We start from the raw sequence: 26,069 nt of genomic DNA, 5'->3' as shown, positions 1-26,069 counted from the left end.
GCTGAGCTGATGCGCCTCTACAACACGCTGACCCGGAAGCTCGAGGAGCTGGTCGTCCACGACACCACGGTGCGGATGTACGTCTGCGGTCCCACCGTCTACGACCTCATCCACATCGGGAACGCCCGGCCGATGATCGTGTTCGACGCCCTGCGGCGGTACCTGGAGAGCCGTGGTTACACCGTGATCTACGTCCAGAACGTGACCGACATCGAGGACAAGATCATCCGCCGCGCCCAGGAGGAGGGGCGCACCCCGGCCGCGGTGGCTGCCCACTACACCGCAGAGTACTTCCGCGATCTGGCGGCGCTGGGGGTAAGGGAGCCGACCCACGCTCCCCGGGCCACCGACTACGTCCCCAAGATGGTGGCGTTCATCCAGGGCCTCGTTGCCTCCGGGCACGCCTACGTCGTGGACGGCGATGTCTACTTCTCCGTCCGGAGCTTCCCGGGGTACGGCAAGCTGTCGGGGAGGGTGAGGGACGAGCAGGAGGCAGGGGCGCGGGTCGAGGTGGACGAGAGGAAGCGGGATCCGCTCGACTTCGCCCTCTGGAAGAAGGGCAAGCCCGGCGAGCCCACCTGGCCGTCCCCGTGGGGGGAGGGCCGCCCCGGGTGGCACACGGAGTGCGTCGTCATGTCCCGCGATCTCCTCGGGGAGACGATCGACATCCACGCCGGCGGGAGCGACCTCATCTTCCCCCATCACGAGAACGAGCTCGCCCAGGCCGAGGCGGCCACCGGAAAGGAGTTCGTGCGGATCTGGCTCCATAACGGGCTCCTCACCGTACGCGGCGAGCGGATGGGGAAGTCCATCGGGAACTTCGAGTACGCCCGCGACGTGGTCGGGCGGTACGGCAGCGAGGCCGTGCGCTACTTCTACCTCTCCCGCGACTGGCGGAAACCGCTCGACTTCTCCCACGACGGCCTGGCGGAGGCGAAGCGCACCGTGGACCGGGTGTACGACTTCCTGTGGGCGGCGGAGGCCCTCCCCGACGGGGGCGCCCCCGGGCCCACCGCGGAGCTCGACGCGCTCAGGCGGCGGTTCCACGACGCCTTGGAGGAGGACTTCACCACCCCCGCTGCCCTCGCGGTGCTGCAGGAGATCGTGGGGCTGGGGCACCGTCGGCAGCAGGGGGGCGACGTGGCGGGAGCGAAGGCCGCCGCTGCGGTTGTGCGGGAGCTCGGGGCGAGCCTCGGCCTGTTCCAGGCCGGCCGCCCAGCGACGGAAGGCCTCGCCGAAGACCTGATCCGGCTCCTCATCGAACTCCGCGCCGAACTCCGTACCGCGAAGCAGTTCGCCCTTGCCGATCGGGTGCGGGATCAGTTGGGCGAGCTCGGGATCGAGCTCCGCGATGGCCCCGAGGGGACGACGTGGGCGATCCGCCCCCCGTCCCAGGAGGAGGCCGGCCCCTGAACGTAGGCCGCCTGTTGTCCGCTGCGGGCGGGGTCGGTACGATCGTTCTGGTTCGGCCATGCCCAGGGCGAGGAAGAGCGCGCAGCGAGCAGATTCCACCGGTGCCACAGTGGGCTACGAAGCCCAGCTGTGGAAGATGGCCGACGCGCTGCGTTCCAACATGGACGCCGCCGAGTACAAACACGTCGTGCTCGGCCTGATCTTCCTCAAGTACATCTCCGACGCCTTCGAGGAGCAGCACACGCAGCTCGAGGCGGATCGCGCCCAGGGAGCCGACCCGGAAGACCCCGACGAGTACCGGGCCGTCAACATATTCTGGGTTCCAAAAGAAGCCCGCTGGTCTCATCTCAAGGCCAACGCCAAGCAGCCGACCATCGGCAAGATGGTCGACGATGCCATGCTCGCCATCGAGCGCGACAACCCCTCGCTCAAGGGCGTGCTCCCCAAGGACTACGCCCACCCCCGCCTCGATAAGCAGCGCCTCGGCCAGCTCATCGACCTGGTCAGCGACATCGGCCTGGGCGACAAGGCCAACCGCTCCAAAGACATCCTCGGCCGTGTCTACGAGTACTTCCTTTCACAGTTCGCCAGCGCCGAGGGGAAAAAAGGCGGTCAGTTCTACACGCCCCGCTGCGTGGTCAGGCTCCTCGTTGAAATGCTCAGTCCCTATAAAGGCCGTGTGTATGACCCCTGCTGCGGTTCCGGCGGGATGTTCGTCCAGTCGGAGAAGTTCGTGGAGGCCCACGGCGGCAGGATCGGCGACATCAGCATCTACGGCCAGGAATCGAACCACACCACCTGGCGGCTGGCCAAGATGAACCTGGCCATTCGCGGCATCGACGGCAACCTTGGCCAGGAACACGCCGACAGCTTTCACCGCGATCTGCACCCCGATCTCAAGGCCGATTTCGTCCTTGCCAATCCGCCCTTCAACGATTCCGACTGGGGTGGCGAACGCCTCAAGGACGACAAGCGCTGGAAATACGGCATCCCGCCCGCGGGGAACGCCAACTTCGCCTGGGTCCAGCACTTCATCTACCACCTGACCCCGACGGGGCTCGCGGGCTTCGTCCTGGCCAACGGTTCGATGTCCTCCAACCAATCGGGCGAGGGCGAGATCCGCAAAAACATCATCGAAGCCGACCTGCTTTTGAAGGGCGAGGGCAACGCTGCCGACAATATCGTCGGCGGGCCGGAGCATTGGACGCTCTCCAACGACGCCTTCCCCGACCGGGAGTTCGACTTCATGCTCTCCAACCCGCCCTACGGGAAGGGTTGGAAGAGCGACCTGGAACGCATGGGCGGCAAAAGTGGCATCAAGGATCCGCGCTTTGTCGTGCAGCACCGGGCGAGGAGCTTTCGCTCATCACCCACACCAGCGACAGCCAGATGGTGTTCCTGGTGAACATGCTCTCCAAGATGAAGCACGACACCTTGCTCGGCAGTCGCATCGCCGAGGTGCACAACGGCTCGTCGCTGTTCACGGAGGACGCCGGCCAGGGCGAGAGCAACATCCGCCGCTGGATCATCGAAAACGACTGGCTCGAGGCCATCGTCGCTTTGCCGCTCAACATGTTCTACAACACCGGCATTGCCACCTACGTCTGGGTGGTCACGAACAGGAAGCCCGAGCACCGTAAAGGCCGCGTGCAGCTCATCGATGCCACGCAGTGGTGCAAGCCCCTGCGCAAGAACCTGGGCAAGAAGAACTGCGAGCTATCCGAAGAGGACATCCGTCGCGTCCTCGACACCTTCCACAAATTTGAGGAGACCGAGCAGTCCAAGATCTTTCCCAACGCGGCCTTCGGCTACTGGAAGGTGACGGTGGAGCGCCCCTTGCGCCTGAAAGGTATCGACACCGAGCGCACCTACACCCCCAAGGAGATTAAAGCGCTTCGGGAAACGGTTGAGCGTGCCGACGACGCACCGCTGGTTATCAAGAAGATTCACAAGCCTGGCACGGCGCCTGATCCTTTACGCGGGCTGTTTGAGGTCCACATCCACGGCAAGCCGCGGGCGGTGGAGTACGAGCCGGACACGGAGCTTCGCGACACGCCCTGTCTCTGTCGGCCCGGCATCGAGGACCTGGGCGGAGAGCCGGCGGACGATCTCCTTCCAGAAGTGGAGGCTACCGCATGAGAAACGAGGCGGACACGCGGGCGACGCTCATCGACCCGAAACTGAAAGCCGCAGGCTGGGCTGACACGCAAATCACAAGGGAGCACTACTACCAGCGGGACCAGCGGTACACGCAGGGGCGCGTCATCCTGGTGGGCGATCGGGTTCGCAGGGGCGAGGCCCGCAAGGTGGACTATCTTTTGCGTCTTTCTGATTCTTTTCCCATCGCCGTTGTCGAAGCGAAGTCCGAGGCGGAAGCGGCCGAGGCTGGGCTTGAACAAGCCAAACGCTATGTCAGGGAGCTCGGGCTCGCGTTCGCCTACGCTGCGAATGGTCACCAGATCATCGAATTCGACTTCTTTACAAAGTCAACCCAGGTTCTTGACCGATTCCCGAGTCCCCGTGAGCTGTGGGAGAGATGGCAACAGAATCAGGGAAGCCCAGATGCGTCGCGCGTCGCCGAGCGCCCAGAGGAATACGGCGTAGGCAAGCGGAGCAATCCGCTCCTTCATCCATACTGCCCGGAAAGCCTATGCGGGAAAACGCCGTTTTACTTCCAGGAAGTGGCCATCCGCGAAGTCATCAAGCGCCTTGTGCGCGGCCAGAAGCACGTCCTCCTGACGATGGCCACCGGAACCGGCAAGACCTTCGTCGCCTTCCAGATCGTTTGGAAGCTCGTTAAATCGGGTTGGCTCCAGCGCCGGCATCCCGACCGCCCCGGGCGCGTTCTCTTCCTGGCAGATCGCGTCGTGCTGCGCAACCAGGCATACAATACCTTCGCACCGTTCGCCGACGGAACGAGCGAGCCTCGCTTCAAGATCGAAGGGCATCCGGCCAACTTGACGCGGGACCTCTACTTCGGGATCTATCAGACGCTGTGGGGCCCGGATGAGGTGGGTAAACGCCTCTTCGAGAAATTTCCGCGAGACTTCTTTGACCTCGTGATTATCGACGAGTGCCACCGTTCGGGTTTTGGGACCTGGCGGGAGATCCTCGATCACTTCGGCACTGCCATGCAACTCGGCATGACTGCCACGCCCAAACAGGACGAAAATGTGGACACCTACGCTTACTTCTGCGCCGAAGAACCCGGGGTTGCCATTGACGCAGACGACCCGGGCCGGGGCACCTGGAGGCCACCAGCGTATCAATACAGCTTGGGGCAAGGTATCGAGGACGGCTTCCTGGCCACTTACAAGGTGCATCGCGTGCGAACGACTGTTGACGCGACTGGGTTGCATCTGCAGGAGGCTGTAGAACAGGGAGCGGAGGTCTTTATCCCCGAAGAGGTGGAGCCGCGCGAGGTCTACACCACGCCCCAATTCGAAAGAGAGATCACCCTTCCGGACCGGACCCGGGAGATGGTGCGCCATCTGGCAGGGCTCCTGCGCCGCTTCGGTGCGAGGGAAAAAACCATGGTCTTCTGCGTGGACATGGAACATGCGCGGCTGGTCACCCGCCTGCTCCAGGACGAATTCGGACCCGAGACCGGGCTCGACAACTACGCCGTCCCCATCATCTCTGAGGAAGGCGAAGAAGGTCGCCGTTGGCTGGAGGCCTTCGCCGACTCGGACAAACATGCCCCGGTTGTGGCGACGACGGCGGAACTTCTCTCGACGGGTGTCGATGTCCCTTCGTGCCGCAATATCGTGTTCATGAAGACGCTGTCTTCGCCCATTCTGTTCAAGCAAATCATCGGACGCGGCAGTCGCCTGGATTCCGCCACTGACAAGTACTGGTTCCGTATTATCGACTACACGGGCGCGACCCGCCTCTTTGATGAATGGGATCGTCCTCCACTGCCGCCGCCGGAGCCGCCTAATGGCCCACAGACTGCCGTCTTAGAGGGGGTCGTATTTCATGCCGACACAAACGACCTGATTGTCGGCGCACGAGTTAGCGTCCGAACCGGGCCCAACAGCCAGCGAGGCCCGATCCAGACCGATGAAAATGGCCGTTTCAGTTTTGACCGCCTTCCCGCTGGCAACCTCCAGCTCATGGTGAGCGCCAAGGGCTTTGTGAGCCGCACCATCGTCGTGGAAACATTGACAGACCAGACGATTCAGGAAGCTGTTGGCCTCAAGCCGGCGAGGAAAAAGGGCGGAAGGATTCGGGTGGAAGGTCTCGAGGTGAGCATTGCCGATGAAGCGATATTCCTGATCGAGTCCACAGGCGAGCAGCTCACGCTCGAGCAATACCGCGACTACACCAAACACCGCATTCTGCGGTCTGCCGACAGCCGCACAGCCCTGCGAGACATCTGGGTGGATAGCACGCGCCGCCGCGCTTTCCTGGAAGAGCTGCGCCGTTCCAGCATCCATCCTGAGGTGCTCGCCGAAGTCCTTGGCCAGCCCGAAGCAGACGCCTTCGACCTTCTCTGCCATATCGCCTTCGGCAGCCCTATCCGCACCCGCAGCGAGCGGGCCGCCGGGTTCCGAAACCGTGAGCAAGCCTTCATTGCCGCTCACAAGGAAGATGCTCGCAAGGTCATCCTGGAGCTCCTCGACAAATACCGCATTGGCGGCATCGAGCAGCTTGAGCCGGAGATTTTCGGGGTCTCACCCTTCCGAGAGTGGGGCGGTGCCGCCAGGATCAGCGGGTGGTTCGGCGGTGCAGAGTTACTCGGTCAGTCTCTGAAGGAAATGCAAAAACGAATCTACGCTGAGGAGGTAACAGCATGAACGGGCCTCAAACTCGGGAATCCCTTGCCAACGAAATCTGGCGGGCCTGCGACATCTTGCGCCGCGACAACAACTGCGGTGGCGTCATGGAATACATCGAGCATCTGGCCTGGCTGCTCTTCCTGCGGTTCTTGGACGCCCAGGAAGAGGAGTGGGAGACTCAAGCAAAGCTTGCCGGCCGCCCCTACACCCGCATTCTGGATGGCGACCTGCGCTGGAGCGCATGGGCTACGAAGGACTGGCCCGCTGATCGCTTGCTGGAGTTCGTCCAAGGCCGGTTGATTCCCTACCTTCAGAGTCTGGGAGGCGATCCCCTGCGCGAGACGATCCGCAGCGTGTTCGCCGAGCGCAACGTTATTGTTTGCGCCTCGGGTTACAACCTCAAGGATGTCTTGACCATCATCAATGGCATCGACTTCCATAGTCAGGACGACATTTTCACCGTCTCCCAGGTGTACGAAGAGCTCCTACGCCATCTGGGCAGCGAGAACCGGCTGGCCGGCGAGTTCTACACGCCGAGACCGGTGGTGCGCTTTATGGTGGAGCTCGTCGCCCCCAAGATCGGCGAGACCGTTTATGATCCTGCCTGTGGCACCTGTGGTTTCCTGGCTCAGGCCTACCTCTTCATGATAAAATCCGAGCGTACCCTGGAAGACCACAAGACCCTGCAGGAAAAAACCTTCTTTGGCCAGGAGAAGAAGCCTTTGCCGGCCCTCCTGGGCCTCATGAACATGGTGCTTCACGGCGTGACCGCCCCCCGCGTGATGCGGCGCAATACCCTCGAGGAGAATATCCGCAACGTCACCGAGCGCTACGATGTGGTGCTCACCAATCCCCCATTCGGGGGCACAGAAGGCCGGCACATCCAGGCCAACTTTCCAGTGCAGGCCACAGCTACCGAGCTCCTATTCGTCCAGCACATCATGAAGAGGCTCAAGCCCCGGGACGGCGCCCGCTGCGGGATGGTCGTGCCCGAAGGGACGCTATTTCGCGGCGGGTCCTTTGCCGACGTCAAGCGTGACCTCCTGGAGCAGTTCAATCTGCATACCGTGGTGAGCCTCCCGCCCGGCACCTTTGCGCCCTATTCTGATGTCAAGACAGCGCTCCTCTTCTTCGAGCGACCCGGACCGACTACGGAGATATGGTATTACGAACTGCCTCTGCCGGGGGGCTTGAAAAAGTTTAGCAAGGGAAGCCCCATCCAGGACGAGCACTTTGAAGAGGCCCGCCGACTTTGGAAAGCATGGGATGCTTATCGCAAAGGCCAGGGCCCGTTTGAGGCCAGCCTTTCCGAGCGTTCCTGGATCGTTCCTGCCGATGAGGTCAAAGGGCGCGGCTACGACCTCACCGCCCGCAACCCGAACCGCAAGGAGGCCGAGGCGCTTCCCTCGCCGGTGGAGATCGTGGCGGGCCTCCTTGAGCGCGAGCGGGAGATCCTGAGTATCGTGGAGGAGCTAAGCGAACTCCTCGGCAACAACAACGGGGAGGTGGCTCCCCATGACTGAGGGACTCTACAAACTCCCCGAAGGCTGGCGGTGGGTGCGGTTGGGGGAGGTGTGCAATTTGTATCAGCCCAAAACAATTACAGTGCAGGAGATGAAGCGTAACCCAGGACCGTATCCTGTCTTTGGGGCTAATGGAATCATTGGTAATTACTACCAATTCAATCATGAAGAATCTGAAGTTCTTGTTACTTGTCGCGGTGCTACCTGTGGTACGGTCAACATGTCCTCACCCCGGTCGTGGATAACTGGCAATGCAATGGTTGTAACTCCAGTAATTGAGGGCTTACGTAAGGATTACCTCTATTGGGTAATTAAATCAACAGATCTCAGAGAAGCTATCGGCGGATCCGCTCAACCGCAAATAACCCGCTTAACATTATCTCCAATGATAATCCCCCTCCCACCTCTCGACGAACAACGCCGCATTGTGGCGCGGATCGAGGAGTTGATGGCGCAGGTGCGCGAGGCGCGGCGCCTGCGGCAGCAGGCCAAGGAGGACGCCGAGCGCCTGTGGCAATCCACCCTTGCCGAGACCTTCCCCCGCCCCGGTGCCGAACCGCCTCCCGGCTGGCGCTGGGTGCGGTTGGGGGAAGTGTGTGAGGTTTGGGACACGCTAAGAAAGCCAGTCAAGAAGAAAGTTCGCATCCCGGGTAATGTGCCCTATTGCGGCGCCAATGGTGTCATAGACTACGTTGATGGGCACACCCACGCTGGTGAATTTGTCCTACTTGCAGAAGACGGCGGATTTTATGGGCCCGGCGAACCTACCGCCTACATCATGAGCGGCCGGTTCTGGGCTAACAATCATGTGCATATTTTGCGTGGCAGGCCCGACCATCTGGTCAATCAATTGCTCTACTATTGCCTTGTCGCCTATGACCTGCGCCCATTTCTAACCGGTGCAACTCGGCCGAAGCTGACCCAAGGCGCAATGCGGTCAATTCCCATCCCCCTCCCGCCCCTCGATGAGCAGCGGCGGATCTTGGCGCACCTGGAGGCGGTGCAGGAGAAGATCAAGGCCCTGAAGGAAATCCAGGCGACCACCGACGCGGAATTTCAACTCCTGGAGCAGGCGATTCTGGACAGGGCATTTCGGGGGGAGTTGTGATGGAGGTTCGCTATCCGGACTTTTGGACTCCACTGCGCATGGACTTGCGCTTATGGTTCGAGAGCAACGCTCCGTCGCTCGGCGAGTTCTACGAAGGCGCACTACGTATGATCTTTTCGGAGGCTTTCCCCGGCCGGGTTCGCTTCGTTGCGCATGCTGTGCGAGAGATAAGAAACCGCTTGCCGGATATCATAGCAGGGCCTAAAGCTGGATGGCGGCTCGACTACAAGAGCTGCCTTGATGACATTGGCAACCTTTGGAAAAGGCATGGCCTTCCTTTTGATGGATCGACACCGACAAGAGTAAGCGAAGGGGATGCCTTACCTTCCAATGATGATATTCCACTTCCGTACCCTGTCTTCCAAAAAGTGGCCAACCTTGTAAGAGATCATGAACGGGCACGTGAGACAAGAAGCGAAGCAGCGAGGCGTCTATTTTTGGCAATCGACCAAAACAACTGCGTATCGGAGGCAACCCTTAGGCCGCGAATTGATAATTGGTTAAAAACAACCGAATGGTTTGTTGAACGTGCACATGAGCGGGGTCAGAAGGATGCCGAGATGGGCGGCGATGAACTGAAAGACCGCTTTGAGAGCTTTGAGTGGGCACTGTCAGCGATGGTAAGAGAATTCTTCAAGACTGTGGAGGCTTTAGATGAAATCTTGGAACAAACCAACTCCTGAGCAGGTCGACCAAGCATTAGCACTGCTTGTGTACGCCGAACAGTATCGCTATTTCTTTGACCGCCTCGAAAACCCGGAGTGGCTTGAGCCACTTCGACAAAAGGGTTTCTTCCGACATCCACCTCAGCCGATCCGAAACGATGAAGAAGGCACGATCCGTTTTCCCCCTTGGCCCGAGGCGCGGTACCTCGCCCGCATGGCTCAGCACAAGCCGGAGCGCGTAGCCGAAATCATCCGGGAAATGGACGATACCGAAAACACCAATGTACTGGGGGACCTTGTGGACGCGATGCTTGCAATACCGGCTGAGGTGTCGGCACCACTTGTGGAAAAGGCGGCGCAGTGGGCGGAGCGACCGGATTGGCTGCTGCCGGAGAAACTCGGGCAGCTCATCGAGCATTGGGCGAAAGGTGGCCGGACTGAGGAGGCGTTGCGTGTGGCCAGCGTGCTGCTGGATGTCCTTCCGGGCGAACGCCGCATGGAGGCCGCGTCGAAAGAGGACTGCCGGCTCCCGCCGGAGCCGCGGGCGCGCTTCGACACCTGGAATTACGAGGAGATCCTCAAGAAATACTATCCGGAACTGGTAAGGACGGCCGGTCTTCCTGCCCTGGAAGTGCTATGCGATCTCTTGGAGAAGACCATTCGGTTTTCGCGGACTCGGGAAGATGACCACGGGCCGGAGGACTATTCGTACGTCCGGCGCCCAGCGATTGAAGAACATACACAGAACCTCGGGCACACAATCAAGGACGCCCTTGTTTCTGGTGTCCGGGATGTTGCGGAACTTACCGTGCGTTCCCGTAAAGCAAATATGGAAGAAGTTGTTAACGCCCTCGAGCGCAGGCCCTGGAAGGTGTTTCGACGGATCGCCCTGCACGTTCTCCGGGTGTTTGCCGATCAGGCCTTACCGCTTATCGCAACACGGCTGACGAATCGTAACCTGTTTGATGACGTTGGGACACAGCACGAATACATCCTGCTGATGCAGGCGAGCTTCTCTCGCCTTACAGAGAAAGACCAAACCAAGATCCTCGGCTGGATCGAGGCGGGACCGGACATAGAGCGGCTCAGGGAACAGCGGCAAGGCGATAATGGTTCTGCACCATTCGATGAGGAGATTACCCACTACCGCGAGGTATGGCAACGGAACCAGCTGGCCTGGATTGGGTCTGAGAATCTGCCCCAGGATTGGCAGGAACGCTATCGAACGCTCGTCGAGCACTACGGCGAGCCAGAGCATCCGGAGTTTTTGATATACAGGGAAGGCGGATGGGTAGGGCCGGCGATCCCCAAGTCAGCCGACGAGCTCAAAGGAATGTCCGTCGCGGAAATTGTGGAATTCCTCAAGACATGGAGGCCTCCGGACAACGTTTTCTGCGAGCCTTCTCCGGAAGGGCTGGGCCACGTGCTGTCGTCCGTCGTCGCGCAAGATCCGGGACCTTTCGCAGTCGAGGCTAAATGCTTCCAAGGCCTGGACCCGACATACGTCCGCGCTGTCCTGTTCGGCCTCCGGGAAGGCTTTAAGCAGGCCAGGGCTTTCGATTGGGAGTCGGTACTCGATCTCTGCCAATGGGTTCTGGCGCAGCCACGCGAGATCGAGGGCCGGCGGGTGAAGCGAATGGAGGCCGATCCCGACTGGAGCTGGACACGCAAGGCGATCGCGCACTTACTCTCCGCCGGCTTTGACGATGGTGCGGGCAGTATCCCCATCCACCTTCGCGAAAAGGTGTGGCATATTCTGAAACCACTGACTAACGACCCCGATCCTACGCCGGAGTACGAAGAGCGTTACGGCGGCTCCGACATGGACCCGGCCACGCTCTCAATTAACACTACACGGGGCGAGGCTATGCACGCCGTCGTCCGCTATGCCCTTTGGGTGCGGCGGCACATGGATGGTCAAGCAGACGCCGAGGATCAGCCTCGCAGGGGCTTCGATGAGATGCCCGAGGTCCGGGAAGTGCTGGACGCCCATCTCGACGTGGCGCAAGAGCCATCGCCCGCCATCCGCGCAGTCTACGGCCAGTGGTTCCCATGGCTCGTCCTTTTGGATTCCAAGTGGGCACGTGACAATGCAAAGAGAATCTTCCCAATTGGCCAAGGGGAAGAGGCGCTTCTCGAGGCCGCGTGGAACACTTACGTAACATTCTGCAGGCCTTATGACAACGTTTTGGACATTCTCCGCGAGCAATACCGCCATGCAGTGGAGCGGATAGGTTGCCGTCGCGACGACACCCGGTGGCTCGCCAACCCGGACGAGAGGCTTGCGGAGCACCTCATGGTGTTCTACTGGCGTGGCAAGCTCTCACTTGGGGAGCCGTTGCTTACGGCCTTTTGGGAAAAGGCGCCAGACGGCCTTCGGGGTCACGCCATAGAGTTCGTAGGGCGGGCTTTGAAGCAAACGAAAGGGGATATTCCAGCAGAAATCCTGGATCGGCTCAAGAAGTTGTGGGAACTGCGTCTTGCCATCGCCAAGAAGGCACAACAGCCCTCCGATTTCGAGAAAGAAATGGCAGCCTTTGGCTGGTGGTTTGTATCGGACAAATTCGACGTGAGCTGGGCCATTGCGCAGCTTTTCGAATCGCTCCAACTCGTCCATCAGACAGACCCCGAACATATGGTGCTGGAGCATCTTGCAAGGACTGTGGAAAGCCATCCTGTGGAATCAGCTCAATGCCTGAGGATACTTGCCGAAGGGGACCGTGAAGGGTGGAAGCTCTACGCAAGCCGCGATCATATCCGAAGGATCCTCGCAGTGGCATTGCGGAATCCCACCGCGGGGAAGGAAGCGGAGCGGATCATCCACTACCTCGGCAGCCGTGGATTTCTGGAGTTCCGGGATCTACTCGAAGGTGAGCGCCGTGGATGAGAACGAAGTCAACGAGGCTTTTGAGATCCTCCTTGAGGAAATAGAGGCGGTCGCCGATGCGCGGCCACGGGCTGATGCAGGCCATCGCGCGAGTGAACTGCGTGTTCAAGGATAAGCCCGGCGGCCTGGTGGTGGACTATCTGGGCCTGGCCGACCAGCTAAAGCGGGCCTTGGCCAACTATACCGAGAGCGGGGGCAAGGGGCAGACAGCTATTAATCAGGAAGAGGCCGTGGCGGTCATGCTGGAGCGCTACGAGGTTTGTTGCGGAATATTCCACGGCTTCGACTGGTCGACATGGATTACGGGTGATCCGCAGGCGCGGCTATCGGTGCTGCCGGCGGCGCAGGAACACGTGCTGGCTCAGGATGACGGCAAGAATCGGCTTGTGAAGGCGGTGGGCGAATTGTCGAAGGCGTTTGCGCTCGCTGTCCCGCATGAGAAGGCGCTGGAAATTCGGCACGACGTGGCCTTCTTCCAGGCCGTGAAGTCCGTACTTACGAAGAGCACGGGCGAAGGCCGTCGTAGCTCGGAAGAGGTGGAGTTCGCCATTCGGCAGATCGTTTCGAAGGCGGTGTCTTCGGATGAGGTCATCGACATCTTCGCGGCCGCCGGGCTGAAGAAGCCGGACATCTCGATCCTGTCCGATGAGTTCCTAACGGAAGTGCGCGGCATGCCGCAAAGGAACTTGGCGGTCGAAATGCTGCGCAAGCTTCTCGAAGGCGAGATCAAGGCACGCGGGCGAAAGAACTTGGTGCAGGCCCGGTCGTTTGCCGAGCTTCTTGAGAATGCGATCAAGAAATACCAGAACCGGGCCATCGAGACGGCGCAGGTGATCGAAGAATTGATCGCCTTGGCGAAGGACCTACGTGAGGCGGGCCGACGCGGAGAGAAACTGGGGCTCACGGATGACGAGGTGGCCTTCTACGACGCGCTGGAGACGAACGATAGCGCGGTGCAGGTTCTGGGAAATGAAACCTTGCAGGCGATCGCTCGCGAGCTGGTGCGGGTGGTGCGCGCCAACGTGACCATCGACTGGACCCTCCGCGAGAACGTGCGGGCGCAACTGCGGGTGCTCGTGAAGCGCGTTCTGCGCAAGTACGGCTATCCGCCGGACAAGCAGGAGCAGGCCACGCGGACGGTCCTGGAGCAGGCCGAGGCCCTGTCAGCCGAGTGGGCGCTGGCCTGAGCGGCAGGGGCAACGTTGGATCCCGCACTCCTTTGGGAGCGGGGGCTTAGGCGCTCGAACAGGTGGTCCGGGGCAAGGCGCTCATTCCGCCGGCTCGGGCGGCGCGTCGCCGGCAGCGAACTGGAGCTGCCACAGCGCCCAGAACAGGCCCTTCTTCGCGAGGAGTTCGGCGAGCGTCCCCTGCTCGGCGAGCTTCCCCTCGTGGATGACCAAGACCCGATCCGCATTGCGGATCGTGGACAGGCGGTGGGCGATCGCGATCGAGGTGCGGCCGGCCAGCACCCGCTCCAATGCCTGCTGGACCTGGGCCTCGGTCTGGGAGTCGATGTTCGCCGTCGCCTCGTCGAGGACGATCAGCTTGGGCTCAGCCGCCACGGCGCGCGCCAGGGACAGAAGCTGCCGCTCCCCCACCGACAGCCGCACCCCACGCTCCTTGACCTGGGTCCCGTACCCGTCGGGGAGGCGGACGAGGTGGTCGTGGACCCCGACCGCCTTCGCCGCTTGCTCGGCAACCTCGGGGGGGACGACCCCGTCCCACATCCGGATGTTCTCCGCCACGTCGCCGGAGAAGAGGAACACCTCCTGGGGGACGAGGGCGAGCTTCCGCCGGTAGTCGTGGAGGTCGAGCTCGGCCAGGTTCACCCCGTCCACGAGGATCTGCCCCCTCTGGGGACGGTAGAACCCGAGGATCAGGCCCACGACCGTCGTCTTCCCGGCCCCGGTCGGACCGACGATCGCCACCCTCTCCCCGGGGGCGACCTTGAACGACACGTCCTTGAGAACCCAATCCTCGTCGCTGTACGCAAACCACACATTGCGGAACTCGATCTCCCCCTGGAGGACGGGAAGCGTGCGGGTGCCCGTTGGCTCCGTAGGCTCGTCGAGGATCCCGAAGATCCTCTCCGCAGCGACCATCGCCGCTTGGAGGATGTTGTACTGCTCGGAGAGGTTCACCATCGGCTGGAAGAGCATGCGGATGTAGCTCGTGAATGCGACGAGCGCCCCAAGGGTGAACGCCCCGGCCAGCACCTCGCGACCTCCGTACCAGATGAGGAGGGCGAGGGCCACGTTCTGCATCACCGAGATCACGGGCCCGAATACGCCGTACACGGTGATGGAGCGCATCTGGGCCCGGAAGAACCTCAGGTTGATGTCGGCGAACGCCTCCATGCTGCGCTTCTCCTGGCGGAAGAGCTGGATGATCGTCATCCCGGACAGGGACTCGGCGATGTAGGCGTTGATCCGGGCGAGGATCCGCCGCGCCGCGCTGTAGGCCTCGCGGGCCCGCTTCCGAAACCAGAACGCCAGGACGAGGATGAACGGGGTGAGCGCGAGGAGGAGGAGGGCAAGGCGGGGGTTGAGGTGGAACATGATCCCCAACACGCCGGCGATCATGAGAAGGTCCTGCAGGAGCCGGACGAGGACCTGGGTGAACACCTCGTTGATCGCCGCCACGTCGTTCGTGGCCCGCGTGACGAGCCGCCCCACCGGTTGCTGGTCGAGGTAGCTCATCGGGAGCCGTAGCAGATGCCCGAACACGGCCCGCCGCATGTCGTACAGGATCCTCTGCCCCGCGTACTGAATCGTGTACACCTGACCGTAGGTGAAGAGGAACCGTACGAGGAGGAACCCAATGTAGGCGAGGGTGAGGAACCCCAGGATCTGGATCGCCGACGCCCGCAACCGCAGAAGATCCCCGCTCGGGAGGCCCCGCAGCGTCTCTTCGGGGGCCGCGTATCCCGCGGAGGTGAGGCGGAACGCCGTTGGATAGCGGGCGACGAGCTCAGCCTCGGCCCCGTCGGGGGGGACGACGAGGAACCGGCGGAGGACCCGTCCCTCCTTCTCGAGCGCCGCGCGCACGGGTTCGGGGAGGGTCCGCCCGTCCACGAGGAACGTGCCCGGATCGTAGGGGATCGCCCCCTCGACGGGGGGAACATCGGCCCGCACCTCGAGCCACGGCAGGACGAGGACCGTGTCCACCGCCGTCTTCACGACGTAGGGCATCGCGAGCTCGATGACCGTGATCCCCCCCGCGAGGAGGAACGCCGAGACGAAGAGGAGCCAGTACGGACGGGCGAAGCGGATCATCCGCCCGAGGAGGCGGAAGTCGATCGCCTTGCCGAGCTGCTCGTCCTCGAAGCCGTGGTGGTGTCCGTTCATCGCACGAGGGCCTGCTGGAGTTCGTTCAGCCGCGCGTAGAGCCCCCCGAGGCGCACGAGGTGGCTGTGGTCCCCCTGCTCCACGATCCGCCCTCCGTCGAGGACGATGATGTGGTCCGCCTCACGGACGGCGGTGATGCGGTGGGCGACGACGATCGCCGTCCGCCGCTCCAGGACGCCCCGCAGGTGGCCGAGGATCTCCTCCTCGACCTGGGCGTCCACCGACGACAGAACGTCATCGAGGATCAGGATCGGCGCATTGAGGAGGAGCGCCCGGGCGATCCCCACCCGCTGCCGCTGGCCCCCGGACAGGGTCACCCCCCGCTCCCCGACGATCGTGTCCAGGCCATCGGGAAACGACGCGACCTCCTCGGCGAGCCCGGCGAGGCGCGCTGCCTCCCACACCTCGTCCTCGCTCGCCTCCGGTCGGCCGTAGGCGATGTTCTCCCGCAACGTGGCCGAGAAGAGGAACACGTCCTGAGGGGCCATCGCGATCTGCCCTCGCAGCTCCCCAAGGTCGAGGAGGCGGATGTCGACTCCGCCGAGGAGCACCGTCCCCGGCGGGGGATCGTACAGGCGGGGGAGGAGACGGACGAGGGTGGACTTGCCCGACCCGGTGAGGCCGACGACGCCCAAGGTCGTTCCCTCTTCCACGATGAGGTTCACGTCCCGCAGGGCGGGGCGAGCTGTGCCGGGGTAGGTGAAGGTGAGATCGCGGAACTCGATCCGCCGGGAGGACGGCATCGGGAGCGGTTCAGCGGGGCTCGTGATGTCCGGCTCCTCGGCGAAGATCCTGTCCAGCCGCTTCATCGAGGCTGCTCCTTGCTGGAGGGTGTTCACGACCCACCCGATGGCCATCATCGGCCACACCATCATCCCGAGGTAGTTCATGAACGCCACCAGGTCCCCCAGGCTGAGCGTGCCGCCGAGGACGCCCCGTCCCCCGAACCAGAGGATGATCACCGTCCCGAGACCGGCGAGGAGCCCCACGGCAGGGTCGAACACGCCCGACACCCGGGTGAGGGCCATGTTCGCCTCCACGTTCTCCCGGTTCGTGACGGAGAACGCCCCCTCGATCCCCTCCTCTCGCGCGAACGCCCGCAGGAGGCGGACCCCAGACAGGGCTTCCCGTACCCGCTCCGTGAGCGCCGAGAACGCGGCTTGGGCCCGCTCGAACCGGCGGTGGATGAGCCGACCGAACCCGACCACGGCGAGGGTGATGAACGGCAGGGGGACGAACGCGTACAGGGTGAGGAGGGGGGAGATCCCGATCATCGCCGCGAGGGAGACGGAGATCATGATCACCGCGTCCGAGGCCATGAGGACCCCCTGGCTGCACGAGCGGCGCACGGCCTCGAGATCGTTCGTGGCATGGGCCATGAGGTCCCCGGTGGAGTGCTCGACGTAGTAGGCGGGGGAGAGCTTGAGGAGGTGCGCGTAGAGGCGGTTGCGCATGTCCCGCTCGATGAGGCGCCCCGCGCCGAAGAGGAGGATCCTCCACAGGAACCGGAACCCAAACACGACCGCCGCGATCACCACCAGGTAGAGGGCGTAGCGGACGAGGTGCTCCCCCGTCCCGGCAACGAGGTCGTTCACCGCGCTGCGCACGACGAGCGGGGCGATGAGCTGGAGGGTATCCACCACGAACAGAGCGAGGACGCCAGTGAGCAGGCGCCAGCGGTACCGCCACAGCTCTCGGAAGATGCCACGCATGGGGACCGGGGATTATACGGGATCCTCCCGGCAGGCCAAGCCGAACGCGTGGCGGGAAGTTGATCGCCTTCACCGCGACGGCTACGATGCCGTCGGAGGTGCCATGGCTACAGAACGGGAAATGCAGGTCGGCGCAGAAATGGATACGCGAAAAGGCGTGTACGCGAACCTGGCGGTGATCTCGCACCAGCCGGACGAGTTCTTCCTCGACTTCCTCCTCGTGGATCCCCAGGCCCAGACCCCGGAGCGGGGGCAGGCGATCCTCGTGTCGCGGGTCATCCTCTCCCCCCGCCACATGAAACGGCTCCACGAGGCGATCGGGGAGAACATCGAGAAGTACGAGAAGAACCTGGGGAAGATCGTCATCCCACCGAAGCTCGCCTGATCCTGTCCTCTCCAGGCCGCCTGGGGTCCCCGCTCCTGCCTCGCCTTGCGCCGGGAGAGGTCGACTGGTATTCTGAAGGTTGCAGTTATCCCACAGAACCGGGGAGGTGAGATGGGCACGAACTCCCCCTGATGCAACCGTCATCCTACACCTCACACAAGGAGGGAGAGATGAAGAGGAACCTAATTGTGCATCTTCTGCTGTTTGCAATCACACTCGCGGTCTCCGTACTCGGCTCAGGCCAGGCCATCAAGACGCTGGTCGTGGGGATCGAGGCCGACGCGATGACGATGGACCCCGGCAACTTCCGCCACCGGGAGACGGAGACGATCCTCCGCAACATGTTCGACGGTCTGGTGACACGGACGCCGGAGGGCCGGATCGTGCCAGAGCTCGCTGTGTCCTGGGAACGCCTCTCGGACCGGGAATGGGTGTTCCACCTGCGGGACGGGGTAACGTGGCACGACGGGACGCCGTTCACGGCCGAGGATGTGGTGTTCACGGTCGAGCGCACGGTCAAGGAGGGGAGGATCGGCGGGCTGACCTCACCCCGCAAGAGCCTCCTCGACCCCGTGACGGATGCCGTGGCCATCTCCCCGCTCACCGTCAAGCTCATCACCTCGGTCCCGTTCGCCGCGCTCCCGTCGTTCCTTCCCCACACCCTGATCGTCCCCAAGCACTACGTGCAGGCGGTCGGCGACGCCGAGTTCGGGGAACGGCCGATCGGCACTGGGCCGTTCCGGTTCGTGCGCTGGGATCGGGGACAGCAGGTGGTGATGGAGCGCCACGATGGGTACTACGGCGGCCCCCCCGACCTGCCACCGGTCGGACCGGCGAAGCTGGACCAGGTCATCTTCCGGGTCCTCCCTGAGACCTCGACCCGCATTGCCGCGCTCCGCGCCGGCGAAATCCACATCGCGACCCGGATCCCGGTTGACCTGATTGCAACGGTAGACGCCGATCCCAACCTCGCCGTGATGAGCGTACGCGGGACCCGCAGCACGTTCCTCGAGGTGAACGTCAACATGGCTCCGTTCGATGACGTCCGCGTGCGGCGGGCGATCAACTATGCGATTGACGTGGACACGATCATCGAGTTCATCCTCGATGGATTGGCCACGCCCATCCCCACGATCATGTCCCCCGACTCCCCGTTCTACGCCCCCATCCCCCCCTATGGGTACGACCCGGCGAAGGCAAAGGCCCTCCTCGCTCGCGCTGGCTACGAGAACGGGTTCAGCGTGACGATCGATACACAGGCCCATTTCCAGGATGTGGCCCTCGTCATCGCCGAGATGCTGCGCGACGTGGGGATCGACGCCAAGGTTCAGGTGTGGGAGTGGGGCGTCCTCCAGGCGGAGCTCCTCGCCGGGACGCGGATGATGCACCTCGGGGATTGGGGGAACTCAACCCTCGAGCCGAACGACATCATGATCCCCAAGCTCGTGACCGGGGAGCGCGGGAACTTCAGTGGGTACTCGAGCCGCGTGCTGGAAGCCTTGATCGACCTCGCGGAGCGGGTGACGGTGGACCCGGAGGTCCGTCGGGTGGCCTACCACATCGCGCAACAGGTGATCTACGACGATGCTCCGATGGCGTTCCTGTGGGTCGCGCAGGAGTCGTACGGGGTGAACGCGCGGGTGGTCGGGTGGAAGCCGAGTCCGGATAGCCGGATCAACCTCCACGACGTGGATCTGATCCTGTAGATGGGTTAGGGGAGGGGCGATCGGCGCCCCTCCCCACTCTTTCTGTGTCCGGCTATATCCTGCGACGGCTGGGGCAAGCGGTCCCCGTGCTCCTCGGGGTGACGTTCGTGGTGTTCCTCCTCATGTACCTCACCCCGGGAGATCCGGTGCAGCTATTCATGGGTCAGGCGGGGATCGTGTCCCAGGAGGAGATCGAGCGTGTCCGCCACGAGTTCGGCCTGGATCGCCCGTTTGTTGAGCAGTACGGGCTGTTCCTCGGGGGAATCCTGCGCGGGAACCTCGGTCAGTCCATCATCTACCGCCGCCCGGTGGCGACCCTGATCGGGGAACGGCTCCCGGCCACGATCGAGTTGACGCTGTTCGCATCGCTCATCGCCCTCCTCGTGGCGATCCCGGCGGGGGTGGTCGCCGCCGTGCGGCGCAACACGTGGCTCGATGCGATCGGGACGACGGTCTCCCTCCTCGGGGTGTCCCTGCCCGGCTTCTGGCTGGGCCTCATCCTCATCTTCGTGTTCTCGGTGATGCTCAAGGTGCTCCCCGTGGCGGGGCGGGCATCCTATGGCACCGGCCTCCACTGGCAGACAGGTTTCCTTCTCCTGGACGCGATGTTGCAGGGCAACTGGCCCGCGTTCGTGGACATCCTGCGGCACCTGGTGATGCCCGCCCTCGCCCTATCGGCGGGGATGATGGCGATGACGATGCGCCTCACCCGGTCGAGCTTGCTTGAAACGATCCATCAGGACTATGTACGCACGGCGCAGGCCAAGGGCCTGCCCCAACGATGGGTCATCCTCCGCCACGCCCTCCGCAACGCCCTGCTCCCGGTGGTGACCGCGATCACCCTCAACGTGGGGGCACTGCTGGGCGGGAACATGGTGGTGGAAACCGTGTTCAGTTGGCCAGGCCTGGGGCGGCTGGTGGTGGAAGCGGTGGAGAGCCGCGACTATCCCCTCATCCGCGGTTGTGTCCTCGTGTACGCGGTGACCTACGTCTTCCTCAATCTCATCGCCGACCTTTCCTACGCCCGGCTCGATCCGCGCGTCGCGGCGGGAGGAGGGAAGAGGTGAGGGGCCGGGCGTGGCGCGCGTTCCGGCGTAACCGCCTCGCCCTCGGAGGGGCGGGGCTGGTGGGGGCGTTCACCCTCATCGCCCTCCTCTCCCCGTGGATCGTCCCCCACGATCCGACCCGCGGGGACCTCTCCCGGCGCCTCCAGCCGCCCGCCGTGTCCGCCGAGGGGGACTGGATCTACCCGCTGGGGACGGACAACTTGGGGCGAGACCTCCTGAGCCGGATCATCGCGGGGTCGCGCGTCTCGATCTCCCTTGGGCTGCTCGTGATCGTCGTCTGCACCGTGGTCGGGGTCAGCCTCGGCCTCATCTCCGGCTACGTGGGGGGATGGGTGGACACGGTGATCCAGCGCACGGTGGATGTCCTGCTGGCATTCCCGTACCTGATCCTGGCGATCGCGCTCATGGCCCTGTTCGGCCCAGGTTTTCTGAACATGGTGATCGCGCTGGCGTTCAAGGAATGGACCACCTCGTGCCGGATCGTGCGCAGCGAGGTCCTGACCATGAAGGAGGCGGCGTTCGTCGAGGCGGCCCGCGCCATCGGCGCTACGCCGACCCGGATCCTGTTCCGCCATCTCCTCCCCAACGTGATCCCGTCCGCGATCGTCATCGGAACCCTCCGCGTGGGGTGGGTGGTGCTCATGGAGGCCGCGCTGTCCTTCCTCGGATTGGGGATTCAGCCCCCCCAGGCGAGCTGGGGGACGATCATCGCCGACGGCCGGCAGTACCTGTACGCGGCACGGGGATGGTGGATCTCCACCTTCCCCGGGATCGCGATCTTCCTGTTCGTGCTGGGGATGAACCTGTTCGGGGAGGGGCTGCGGGACGCCCTCGATCCACGCCTCGCCGGGGTCCCCCTTCCCGAATGACGCTAGCAGGGGGAGGCGATGATCCCCCCGCCCAACACCTCCTCCCCGCGGTAGAACACGGCCGCCTGGCCCGGGGTGATCGCCCGCACCGGATGCGCGAACCGGACGCGGGCCTCCTCCCCCCCGATCGCGACCTCGGCCGGGGTAGCCGGGCTGCGGTACCGGATCTGGACTTCCGCTCTGAACTGCGCTCCCGGCGGTGCCCCCGCGATCCAGGAGAGATCCGTGGCCACAAGCTCATCGGCGTACAGGGCGCTTTCCGGTCCCACGATCACCGCGTTCGTCCTCCCGTCGAGGGCCACCACGTACCGGGGCTCCGGGGAGGACAGGCCAAGGCCGCGCCGCTGGCCCACGGTGTAGTGGGGGAGCCCCCGGTGCTCCCCCACCACCCGCCCGGAGAGGTCGAGGATCGGGCCGGGCGGGGAATCCGCGATGAGGGACGGGATGCCCCCCGGGGCGAAGCACAGGTCCTGACTCTCCCGGAGCCGGGCCGCCGTCAGGCCGAGGGCTTCCGCCAGGGCCTTGACCTCGGACTTCGTCCGCTCGCCCACCGGGAACAGAGCGCGCGCGAGCTCGGAGCGGCGGACGCGGTAGAGGAAATAGGACTGGTCCTTGGCGGGGTCGGCACCGCGCCAGAGGTGGGCCCCGTCCGCGGCGTGGCGGATCCGGGCGTGGTGCCCGGTGGCGACGAACGCGATCCCGCGCGCCTCCGCCTCCCGAACGAGGAGGGAGAACCGCACCTCGCGGTTGCAGACCGCACACGGGTTGGGGGTGAGGCCGCTCTGGTAGGCTGCGAGCGCGGGCTCCACGACGAGCCGGCGGAATTCCGCCCCGACCTCGACCACCTCATGGGGGATCCCCAGCTCACGGGCGGCGAGGGAAGCCGTATCCACCGAACAGCAGGGGTTCTCCCGTCGACCGGCGGGATCCCAGAGCCACAGGGTCAGGCCGTGGACCTCGTAGCCCGCCTCACGGAGGAGGTGGGCAGCGATCGTGGAGTCCACTCCCCCCGATAGCCCCACCAACACCCGCTGCGCCATCCACGGTCACGTCTCGTGCTCGACGGGGATGACGCACAGGAACTCTAGCGATCCGGGGCCGGTATTCCGGAACTGGTGGTGCTCCCCGGGGGGGACGAACACCACGCTCCCCTCCCCGATCTCGACCGGGCCGGTGGGGGTGAGGACGGTCCCCGTCCCGCGGAGGACGATCACCCCGTGCTCAAACGGATGGCTGTGGGCCGCGGTGTGGCCGCCGGGGCCAAGGGTGAACTGGCGCACCGCGAACGTCGGCGCCCGATCGGCCGGACCGATCAGGACCCGCTTCTGGACGCCCACGATCTCCGCCCCATTCGACATATCCCGCACCTTGATGTCGGCGATCCTCTTCACGCTCGCCACTCTCGCCTCCTTCACACCACTTTGGCCAGGAGCGGCACGTACAGCTCGCCCGGGGTGAGGGCCCCGTGGAGCCCCCTCAGCTTGAACTCCTCCGTCGGCCAGAGGAGGAACTTGCGCTTCTGCGACAGGACGAGGAGGTCGCCGAGGAGGGCCCGCACAGACGGGGTGGGTTCGTCGAGCCCCCACAGCTGGCGGGCCAACGCCTCCTCGACCGCGAGGACGGCGAACTCGTCGGGGAACGAGTGAGAGAAGAACGCCTGCACCTCCTCCTCGTGCCCGCGCCGTACAAATAGGTACGAGGCGCGGGGATCCCCGACCGGGGGGAGGAGGAGCCCATCCCGCAGCGCGGGATGAGCGGGGCAGGAGACCATGTCGGCAGCGGGATCCGCCTCGTGGAACCCGTGATCGGCGGTAACGAGGACGGTCGTCCCCCGGGGCAGCATCGCGCACGCCTGGCCCAGGATGCGGAACACGTGGGCCACCTCCAGCTCGAAGGCCTGGGTGGTGGGACCGTACACGTGGCCAAGGCTGTCCGTGGATGGCCAGTACACGCTGAGGAGAGCCGGCTTCGGGCCCCGCCCCGCGTGGGCGATGTGCATGAGGAGGTCGGACGAGGTGAGGTAGGGCACCGTGTGCTCCACCCCCTGGTACAGGGCGCGGGACAGGCCCGAATCCACGAGGTACTTGGGGAGGAAGAGGGTCGTCGCCACCCCCGCCGCGGCCAGTCGCTGGTACACGGTGCTCGCCTGCAGCACGCGCTCGGGAGGAATGCCCAGCTTCTCCAGCGCGTTGTCGCGGCCGCCGGGGGTGGTGAGGCGGATCATATCCACCACCGACCCCACCTCGGACCGGAACAGCTTGTACCCCAGCACCCCGTGGCCGATCGGGCTCAAGCCCGTGGAGAGGGAGGAGAGGGCTGCGGTGGTCGTGGAGGGGAACACCGACGTGAGGGGGAGGTAGTGACCACCGGCGAGGGTCGGGCCGAGATCCACCACCCCCTTCTCGCGCAGTGCCTCCAGACTGTGGTAGCCGAGCCCATCCACAATCACGCTCATCACCACCTCGGACGGGGGGAGGCCCAGCTCGGCCTTGAGGGAGGGCCCCGTGGTGGGGAGTCCGAACAGGGCCTCGATCGTCGCCGGGACGGCGAGGAGGGAGTACCGTTCGTAGTGGGGGCGGTGGCCGCCTGTATCGTCCAGGATGCGTTTCAGTATCTGTTGCCGGTTGCTCATGGTCTGGGGCATTATAGCCGTCAGCCCCCATGACCCGGTGGGGAGACGCGATGTCGACCTGTCCGAAGCTCGACGATAACCTGGCCCGCTGCCCGTGCACCTGGCCCACGTGCCCACGCAAGGGGAACTGCTGCGCCTGCCTCGCCTACCACCTCAGCCAGGGCGAGCTCCCGGCATGCTGTTTCCCCCCGGAGGTGGAGCGGACCTACGACCGTTCGTTCCGCCGCTTCACGGAGCTCCACCAATGAAGAACGCGCTCGTGGCGAAGATCCTGTACGAGGTGGCGGACCTCCTCGAGCTGGAGGGCGTCCCGTTCAAGCCCCGGGCCTACCGAAGGGCGGCGCGGGCGATCGAGGACTGTCCGACGCCGATCGAGGACCTCGCGGCGGAGGGGCGGCTCACCGAGATCGCCGGGGTCGGGGAGGCGATCGCGCAGAAGGTGGCGGAGATCGTGGCCACGGGGAAGCTCGCCTACCACGAGGAGCTGAAGGCGAAGCTCCCCGTGGAGCTGCGCGCGTTGACCCAGGTCGAGGGGATCGGGCCGAAGACGGCCCGCCTCCTCTATGAGGAGCTCGGGATCCGGAACCTGGCCGACCTCGAACGGGCCGCCGCGGAGGGGCGGATCCGCAGCGTGAAGGGCCTCGGGGAGAAGACGGAACAGAAGATCAGGCGAGGGCTGGCCGAGACGCGGGGGGCGGAGAAGCGGCTCCTCCTCGGCCGGGCGTGGCCCCTCGCCCGCCACCTCGTGGAGCAGCTCATGGCGACCGGGCTCTACCGGCACGTGGAGCCCGCGGGCTCGCTGCGGCGGGGAAAGGAAACGGTGGGCGACCTCGACCTCCTCGCCGTGTCCGACCGCCCGGACGAGGCGATGCGCGCGTTCTGCTCCCTCCCCGACGTGGCGGAGGTCCTCGCCCAGGGGCCAAAGAGGTCCTCGATCCGCCTCAGCGACGGGTTCCAGGTGGACCTGCGCCTCGTCCCCGCGAATGCGTTCGGCGCAGCGCTCCAGTACTTCACCGGCTCGAAAGAGCACAACATCCGCCTCCGCGAGCGGGCGGCGGCTCGGGGGTGGAAGCTCTCCGAGTACGGGCTCACCTCCGCGGACGGGGAGGTCCTCGCCGGAGAGGACGAGGCGGGGATCTACCGGGCGCTCGGCCTCGCCTACATCCCGCCCGAGCTGCGCGAGGACCGGGGCGAGATCGCTGCTTCCGAGGCGGGCACCCTCCCCGAGCTCGTGGACGCGCGCCGGGTCCGGTGCGACCTCCACGTGCACACCGATTCCTCGGACGGGGAGGCGACCCTCCTGGCAATGGCCCGCGCCGCCGCGGAGCGCGGGCTCCGGGCGATCGCGATCACGGACCACCTCCGGTTCGCCCAGGCCATCCCCGGGCTATCCGCCGACGACCTCCGCCGCCAGATCGAGGAGGTGCGCCGCCGGAACGAGACAGCTGGCCTGACGCTCCTCACGGGCGTCGAGGCGAACATCGCCCGCGACGGGACGGTGGATGTCCCCCGCGACCTCCTGAAGGACCTCGACCTCGTCATCGCCTCCGTGCACACCCACCTCCGGCTGGGGAGGAAGGAGATGACGGACCGCCTCCTGCGGGCGGTGGAGGACGAGGGGGTGGACATCCTCGGCCATCCCACCGGCCGCCTGATCGGGGAGCGCCCCCCCTGCGAGGCGGACTGGGACGAGGTGTTCCGCCGGGCAGCGAAGACGGGGACCGCGCTCGAGGTGAACGCCCATCCCCAGCGGCTCGACCTCGGGGCGGAGCTCATCCGGCGGGCAATCGGGTTCGGGGCCCGGCTCGCGATCGGGACCGATGCCCACGATGTTGGCCACCTCGACTTCCTCGAGTTCGGGGTCATCACCGCCCGTCGCGGCTGGGCGACGGCGGAACATATCTTGAACACGCTTCCCGTGGAGGACCTCCTCGCCGCCCGCAAGCGCGGACGGTGAAGGGGCGGTTTGCACCC

General features: G+C 64.6%; 19 protein-coding genes and 1 pseudogene. 15 read left to right on the top strand and 5 right to left on the bottom strand.

The features are described 5' to 3' along the window. The first annotated feature begins 9 nt into the window (after positions 1-9). The 9 genes and pseudogenes from cysS to BARAN1_RS01835 all read left to right on the top strand — a co-directional run. Positions 10-1,413: a cysteine--tRNA ligase gene (gene cysS, locus BARAN1_RS01880; protein WP_122030642.1), complete on the top strand. Its 1,404-nt coding sequence runs from the start codon at positions 10-12 to the stop codon at positions 1,411-1,413. A gap of 58 nt (positions 1,414-1,471) precedes the next feature. Then, complete coding sequence (locus BARAN1_RS01875) at positions 1,472-2,818, top strand: type I restriction-modification system subunit M (protein ID WP_231944281.1); 1,347 nt, start codon at positions 1,472-1,474, stop codon at positions 2,816-2,818. Next, complete coding sequence (locus BARAN1_RS06575) at positions 2,803-3,552, top strand: HsdM family class I SAM-dependent methyltransferase (protein ID WP_162297719.1); 750 nt, start codon at positions 2,803-2,805, stop codon at positions 3,550-3,552. The genes BARAN1_RS01875 and BARAN1_RS06575 overlap by 16 nt, the downstream gene beginning before the upstream one ends. Continuing rightward, positions 3,549-6,212, top strand: coding sequence for an EcoAI/FtnUII family type I restriction enzme subunit R (hsdR, locus tag BARAN1_RS01870; RefSeq protein WP_122030641.1), 2,664 nt, complete (start codon positions 3,549-3,551; stop codon positions 6,210-6,212). Before BARAN1_RS06575 ends, hsdR begins: the two co-directional genes overlap by 4 nt. Then, complete coding sequence (locus tag BARAN1_RS01865) at positions 6,209-7,717, top strand: type I restriction-modification system subunit M (protein ID WP_122030640.1); 1,509 nt, start codon at positions 6,209-6,211, stop codon at positions 7,715-7,717. Before hsdR ends, BARAN1_RS01865 begins: the two co-directional genes overlap by 4 nt. Beyond that, positions 7,710-8,825: a restriction endonuclease subunit S gene (locus BARAN1_RS01860; protein ID WP_122030639.1), complete on the top strand. Its 1,116-nt coding sequence runs from the start codon at positions 7,710-7,712 to the stop codon at positions 8,823-8,825. Before BARAN1_RS01865 ends, BARAN1_RS01860 begins: the two co-directional genes overlap by 8 nt. Beyond that, entirely contained in the window at positions 8,825-9,508 is a 684-nt protein-coding gene (locus BARAN1_RS06495; RefSeq protein ID WP_157959382.1) for a hypothetical protein, read from the top strand. Before BARAN1_RS01860 ends, BARAN1_RS06495 begins: the two co-directional genes overlap by 1 nt. Further along, the gene (locus BARAN1_RS06490) at positions 9,480-12,377 is read left to right on the top strand and encodes a hypothetical protein (RefSeq protein WP_157959381.1); all 2,898 of its coding nucleotides are present in this window, start codon (positions 9,480-9,482) and stop codon (positions 12,375-12,377) included. Before BARAN1_RS06495 ends, BARAN1_RS06490 begins: the two co-directional genes overlap by 29 nt. A 53-nt stretch (positions 12,378-12,430) precedes the next feature. Further along, positions 12,431-13,564: pseudogene (locus BARAN1_RS01835) on the top strand (type I restriction enzyme endonuclease domain-containing protein); the annotation flags it as partial. A gap of 81 nt (positions 13,565-13,645) precedes the next feature. On the opposite strand, the gene BARAN1_RS01830 reads toward BARAN1_RS01835, so the two are convergent. Continuing rightward, entirely contained in the window at positions 13,646-15,724 is a 2,079-nt protein-coding gene (locus tag BARAN1_RS01830) for an ABC transporter ATP-binding protein (RefSeq protein WP_122030633.1), read from the bottom strand. Continuing rightward, positions 15,721-17,436, bottom strand: a complete 1,716-nt coding sequence (locus BARAN1_RS01825; RefSeq protein WP_122030632.1) for an ABC transporter ATP-binding protein — start codon at positions 17,434-17,436, stop codon at positions 15,721-15,723. Before BARAN1_RS01825 ends, BARAN1_RS01830 begins: the two co-directional genes overlap by 4 nt. A 103-nt stretch (positions 17,437-17,539) precedes the next feature. Between BARAN1_RS01825 and BARAN1_RS01820 the strand changes: the two genes are divergently transcribed. The 4 genes from BARAN1_RS01820 (at position 17,540) to BARAN1_RS01805 (ending at position 21,463) form a co-directional block, all read left to right on the top strand. Further along, positions 17,540-17,821, top strand: coding sequence for a DUF3467 domain-containing protein (locus tag BARAN1_RS01820; RefSeq protein WP_122031747.1), 282 nt, complete (start codon positions 17,540-17,542; stop codon positions 17,819-17,821). 170 nt (positions 17,822-17,991) lie between these two features. Beyond that, positions 17,992-19,527, top strand: coding sequence for an ABC transporter substrate-binding protein (locus BARAN1_RS01815; protein WP_157959380.1), 1,536 nt, complete (start codon positions 17,992-17,994; stop codon positions 19,525-19,527). Positions 19,528-19,571: 44 nt separating this feature from the next. After that, the gene (nikB, locus tag BARAN1_RS01810; RefSeq protein WP_122030630.1) at positions 19,572-20,594 is read left to right on the top strand and encodes a nickel ABC transporter permease; all 1,023 of its coding nucleotides are present in this window, start codon (positions 19,572-19,574) and stop codon (positions 20,592-20,594) included. Beyond that, positions 20,591-21,463 (top strand): ABC transporter permease, encoded by an 873-nt coding sequence (locus tag BARAN1_RS01805; protein ID WP_162297730.1) that lies wholly within the window; start codon positions 20,591-20,593, stop codon positions 21,461-21,463. Before nikB ends, BARAN1_RS01805 begins: the two co-directional genes overlap by 4 nt. Before the next feature lie 2 nt (positions 21,464-21,465). Here BARAN1_RS01805 and mnmA read toward each other — a convergent pair whose 3' ends face one another. The 3 genes from mnmA to BARAN1_RS01790 are packed head-to-tail and all read right to left on the bottom strand — an operon-like array spanning position 21,466 to position 24,095. Beyond that, positions 21,466-22,503: a tRNA 2-thiouridine(34) synthase MnmA gene (gene mnmA / locus BARAN1_RS01800; protein ID WP_122030628.1), complete on the bottom strand. Its 1,038-nt coding sequence runs from the start codon at positions 22,501-22,503 to the stop codon at positions 21,466-21,468. 6 nt (positions 22,504-22,509) lie between these two features. Then, positions 22,510-22,863, bottom strand: a complete 354-nt coding sequence (locus BARAN1_RS06755; protein ID WP_269460772.1) for a cupin domain-containing protein — start codon at positions 22,861-22,863, stop codon at positions 22,510-22,512. 11 nt (positions 22,864-22,874) lie between these two features. Then, positions 22,875-24,095 carry an alkaline phosphatase family protein gene (locus tag BARAN1_RS01790; protein WP_157959379.1) on the bottom strand — a complete coding sequence of 407 codons (1,221 nt, stop codon included), beginning with the start codon at positions 24,093-24,095 and terminating at the stop codon, positions 22,875-22,877. Positions 24,096-24,124: 29 nt separating this feature from the next. On the opposite strand from BARAN1_RS01790, the gene BARAN1_RS01785 reads away from it, so the two are divergent. Beyond that, positions 24,125-24,343 (top strand): DUF6485 family protein, encoded by a 219-nt coding sequence (locus BARAN1_RS01785; protein WP_231944280.1) that lies wholly within the window; start codon positions 24,125-24,127, stop codon positions 24,341-24,343. After that, positions 24,340-26,052 carry a DNA polymerase/3'-5' exonuclease PolX gene (polX, locus tag BARAN1_RS01780; RefSeq protein ID WP_122030626.1) on the top strand — a complete coding sequence of 571 codons (1,713 nt, stop codon included), beginning with the start codon at positions 24,340-24,342 and terminating at the stop codon, positions 26,050-26,052. Before BARAN1_RS01785 ends, polX begins: the two co-directional genes overlap by 4 nt. Positions 26,053-26,069: the final 17 nt, after the last annotated feature.

The sequence above is a fragment of the Candidatus Bipolaricaulis anaerobius genome (assembly GCF_900465355.1).
GTDB classification, from domain to species: Bacteria; Bipolaricaulota; Bipolaricaulia; order Bipolaricaulales; family Bipolaricaulaceae; genus Bipolaricaulis; species Bipolaricaulis anaerobius.
Note: the sequence above shows the minus strand (reverse complement) of the source record. Positions and strands in the feature narration are given on the sequence as shown.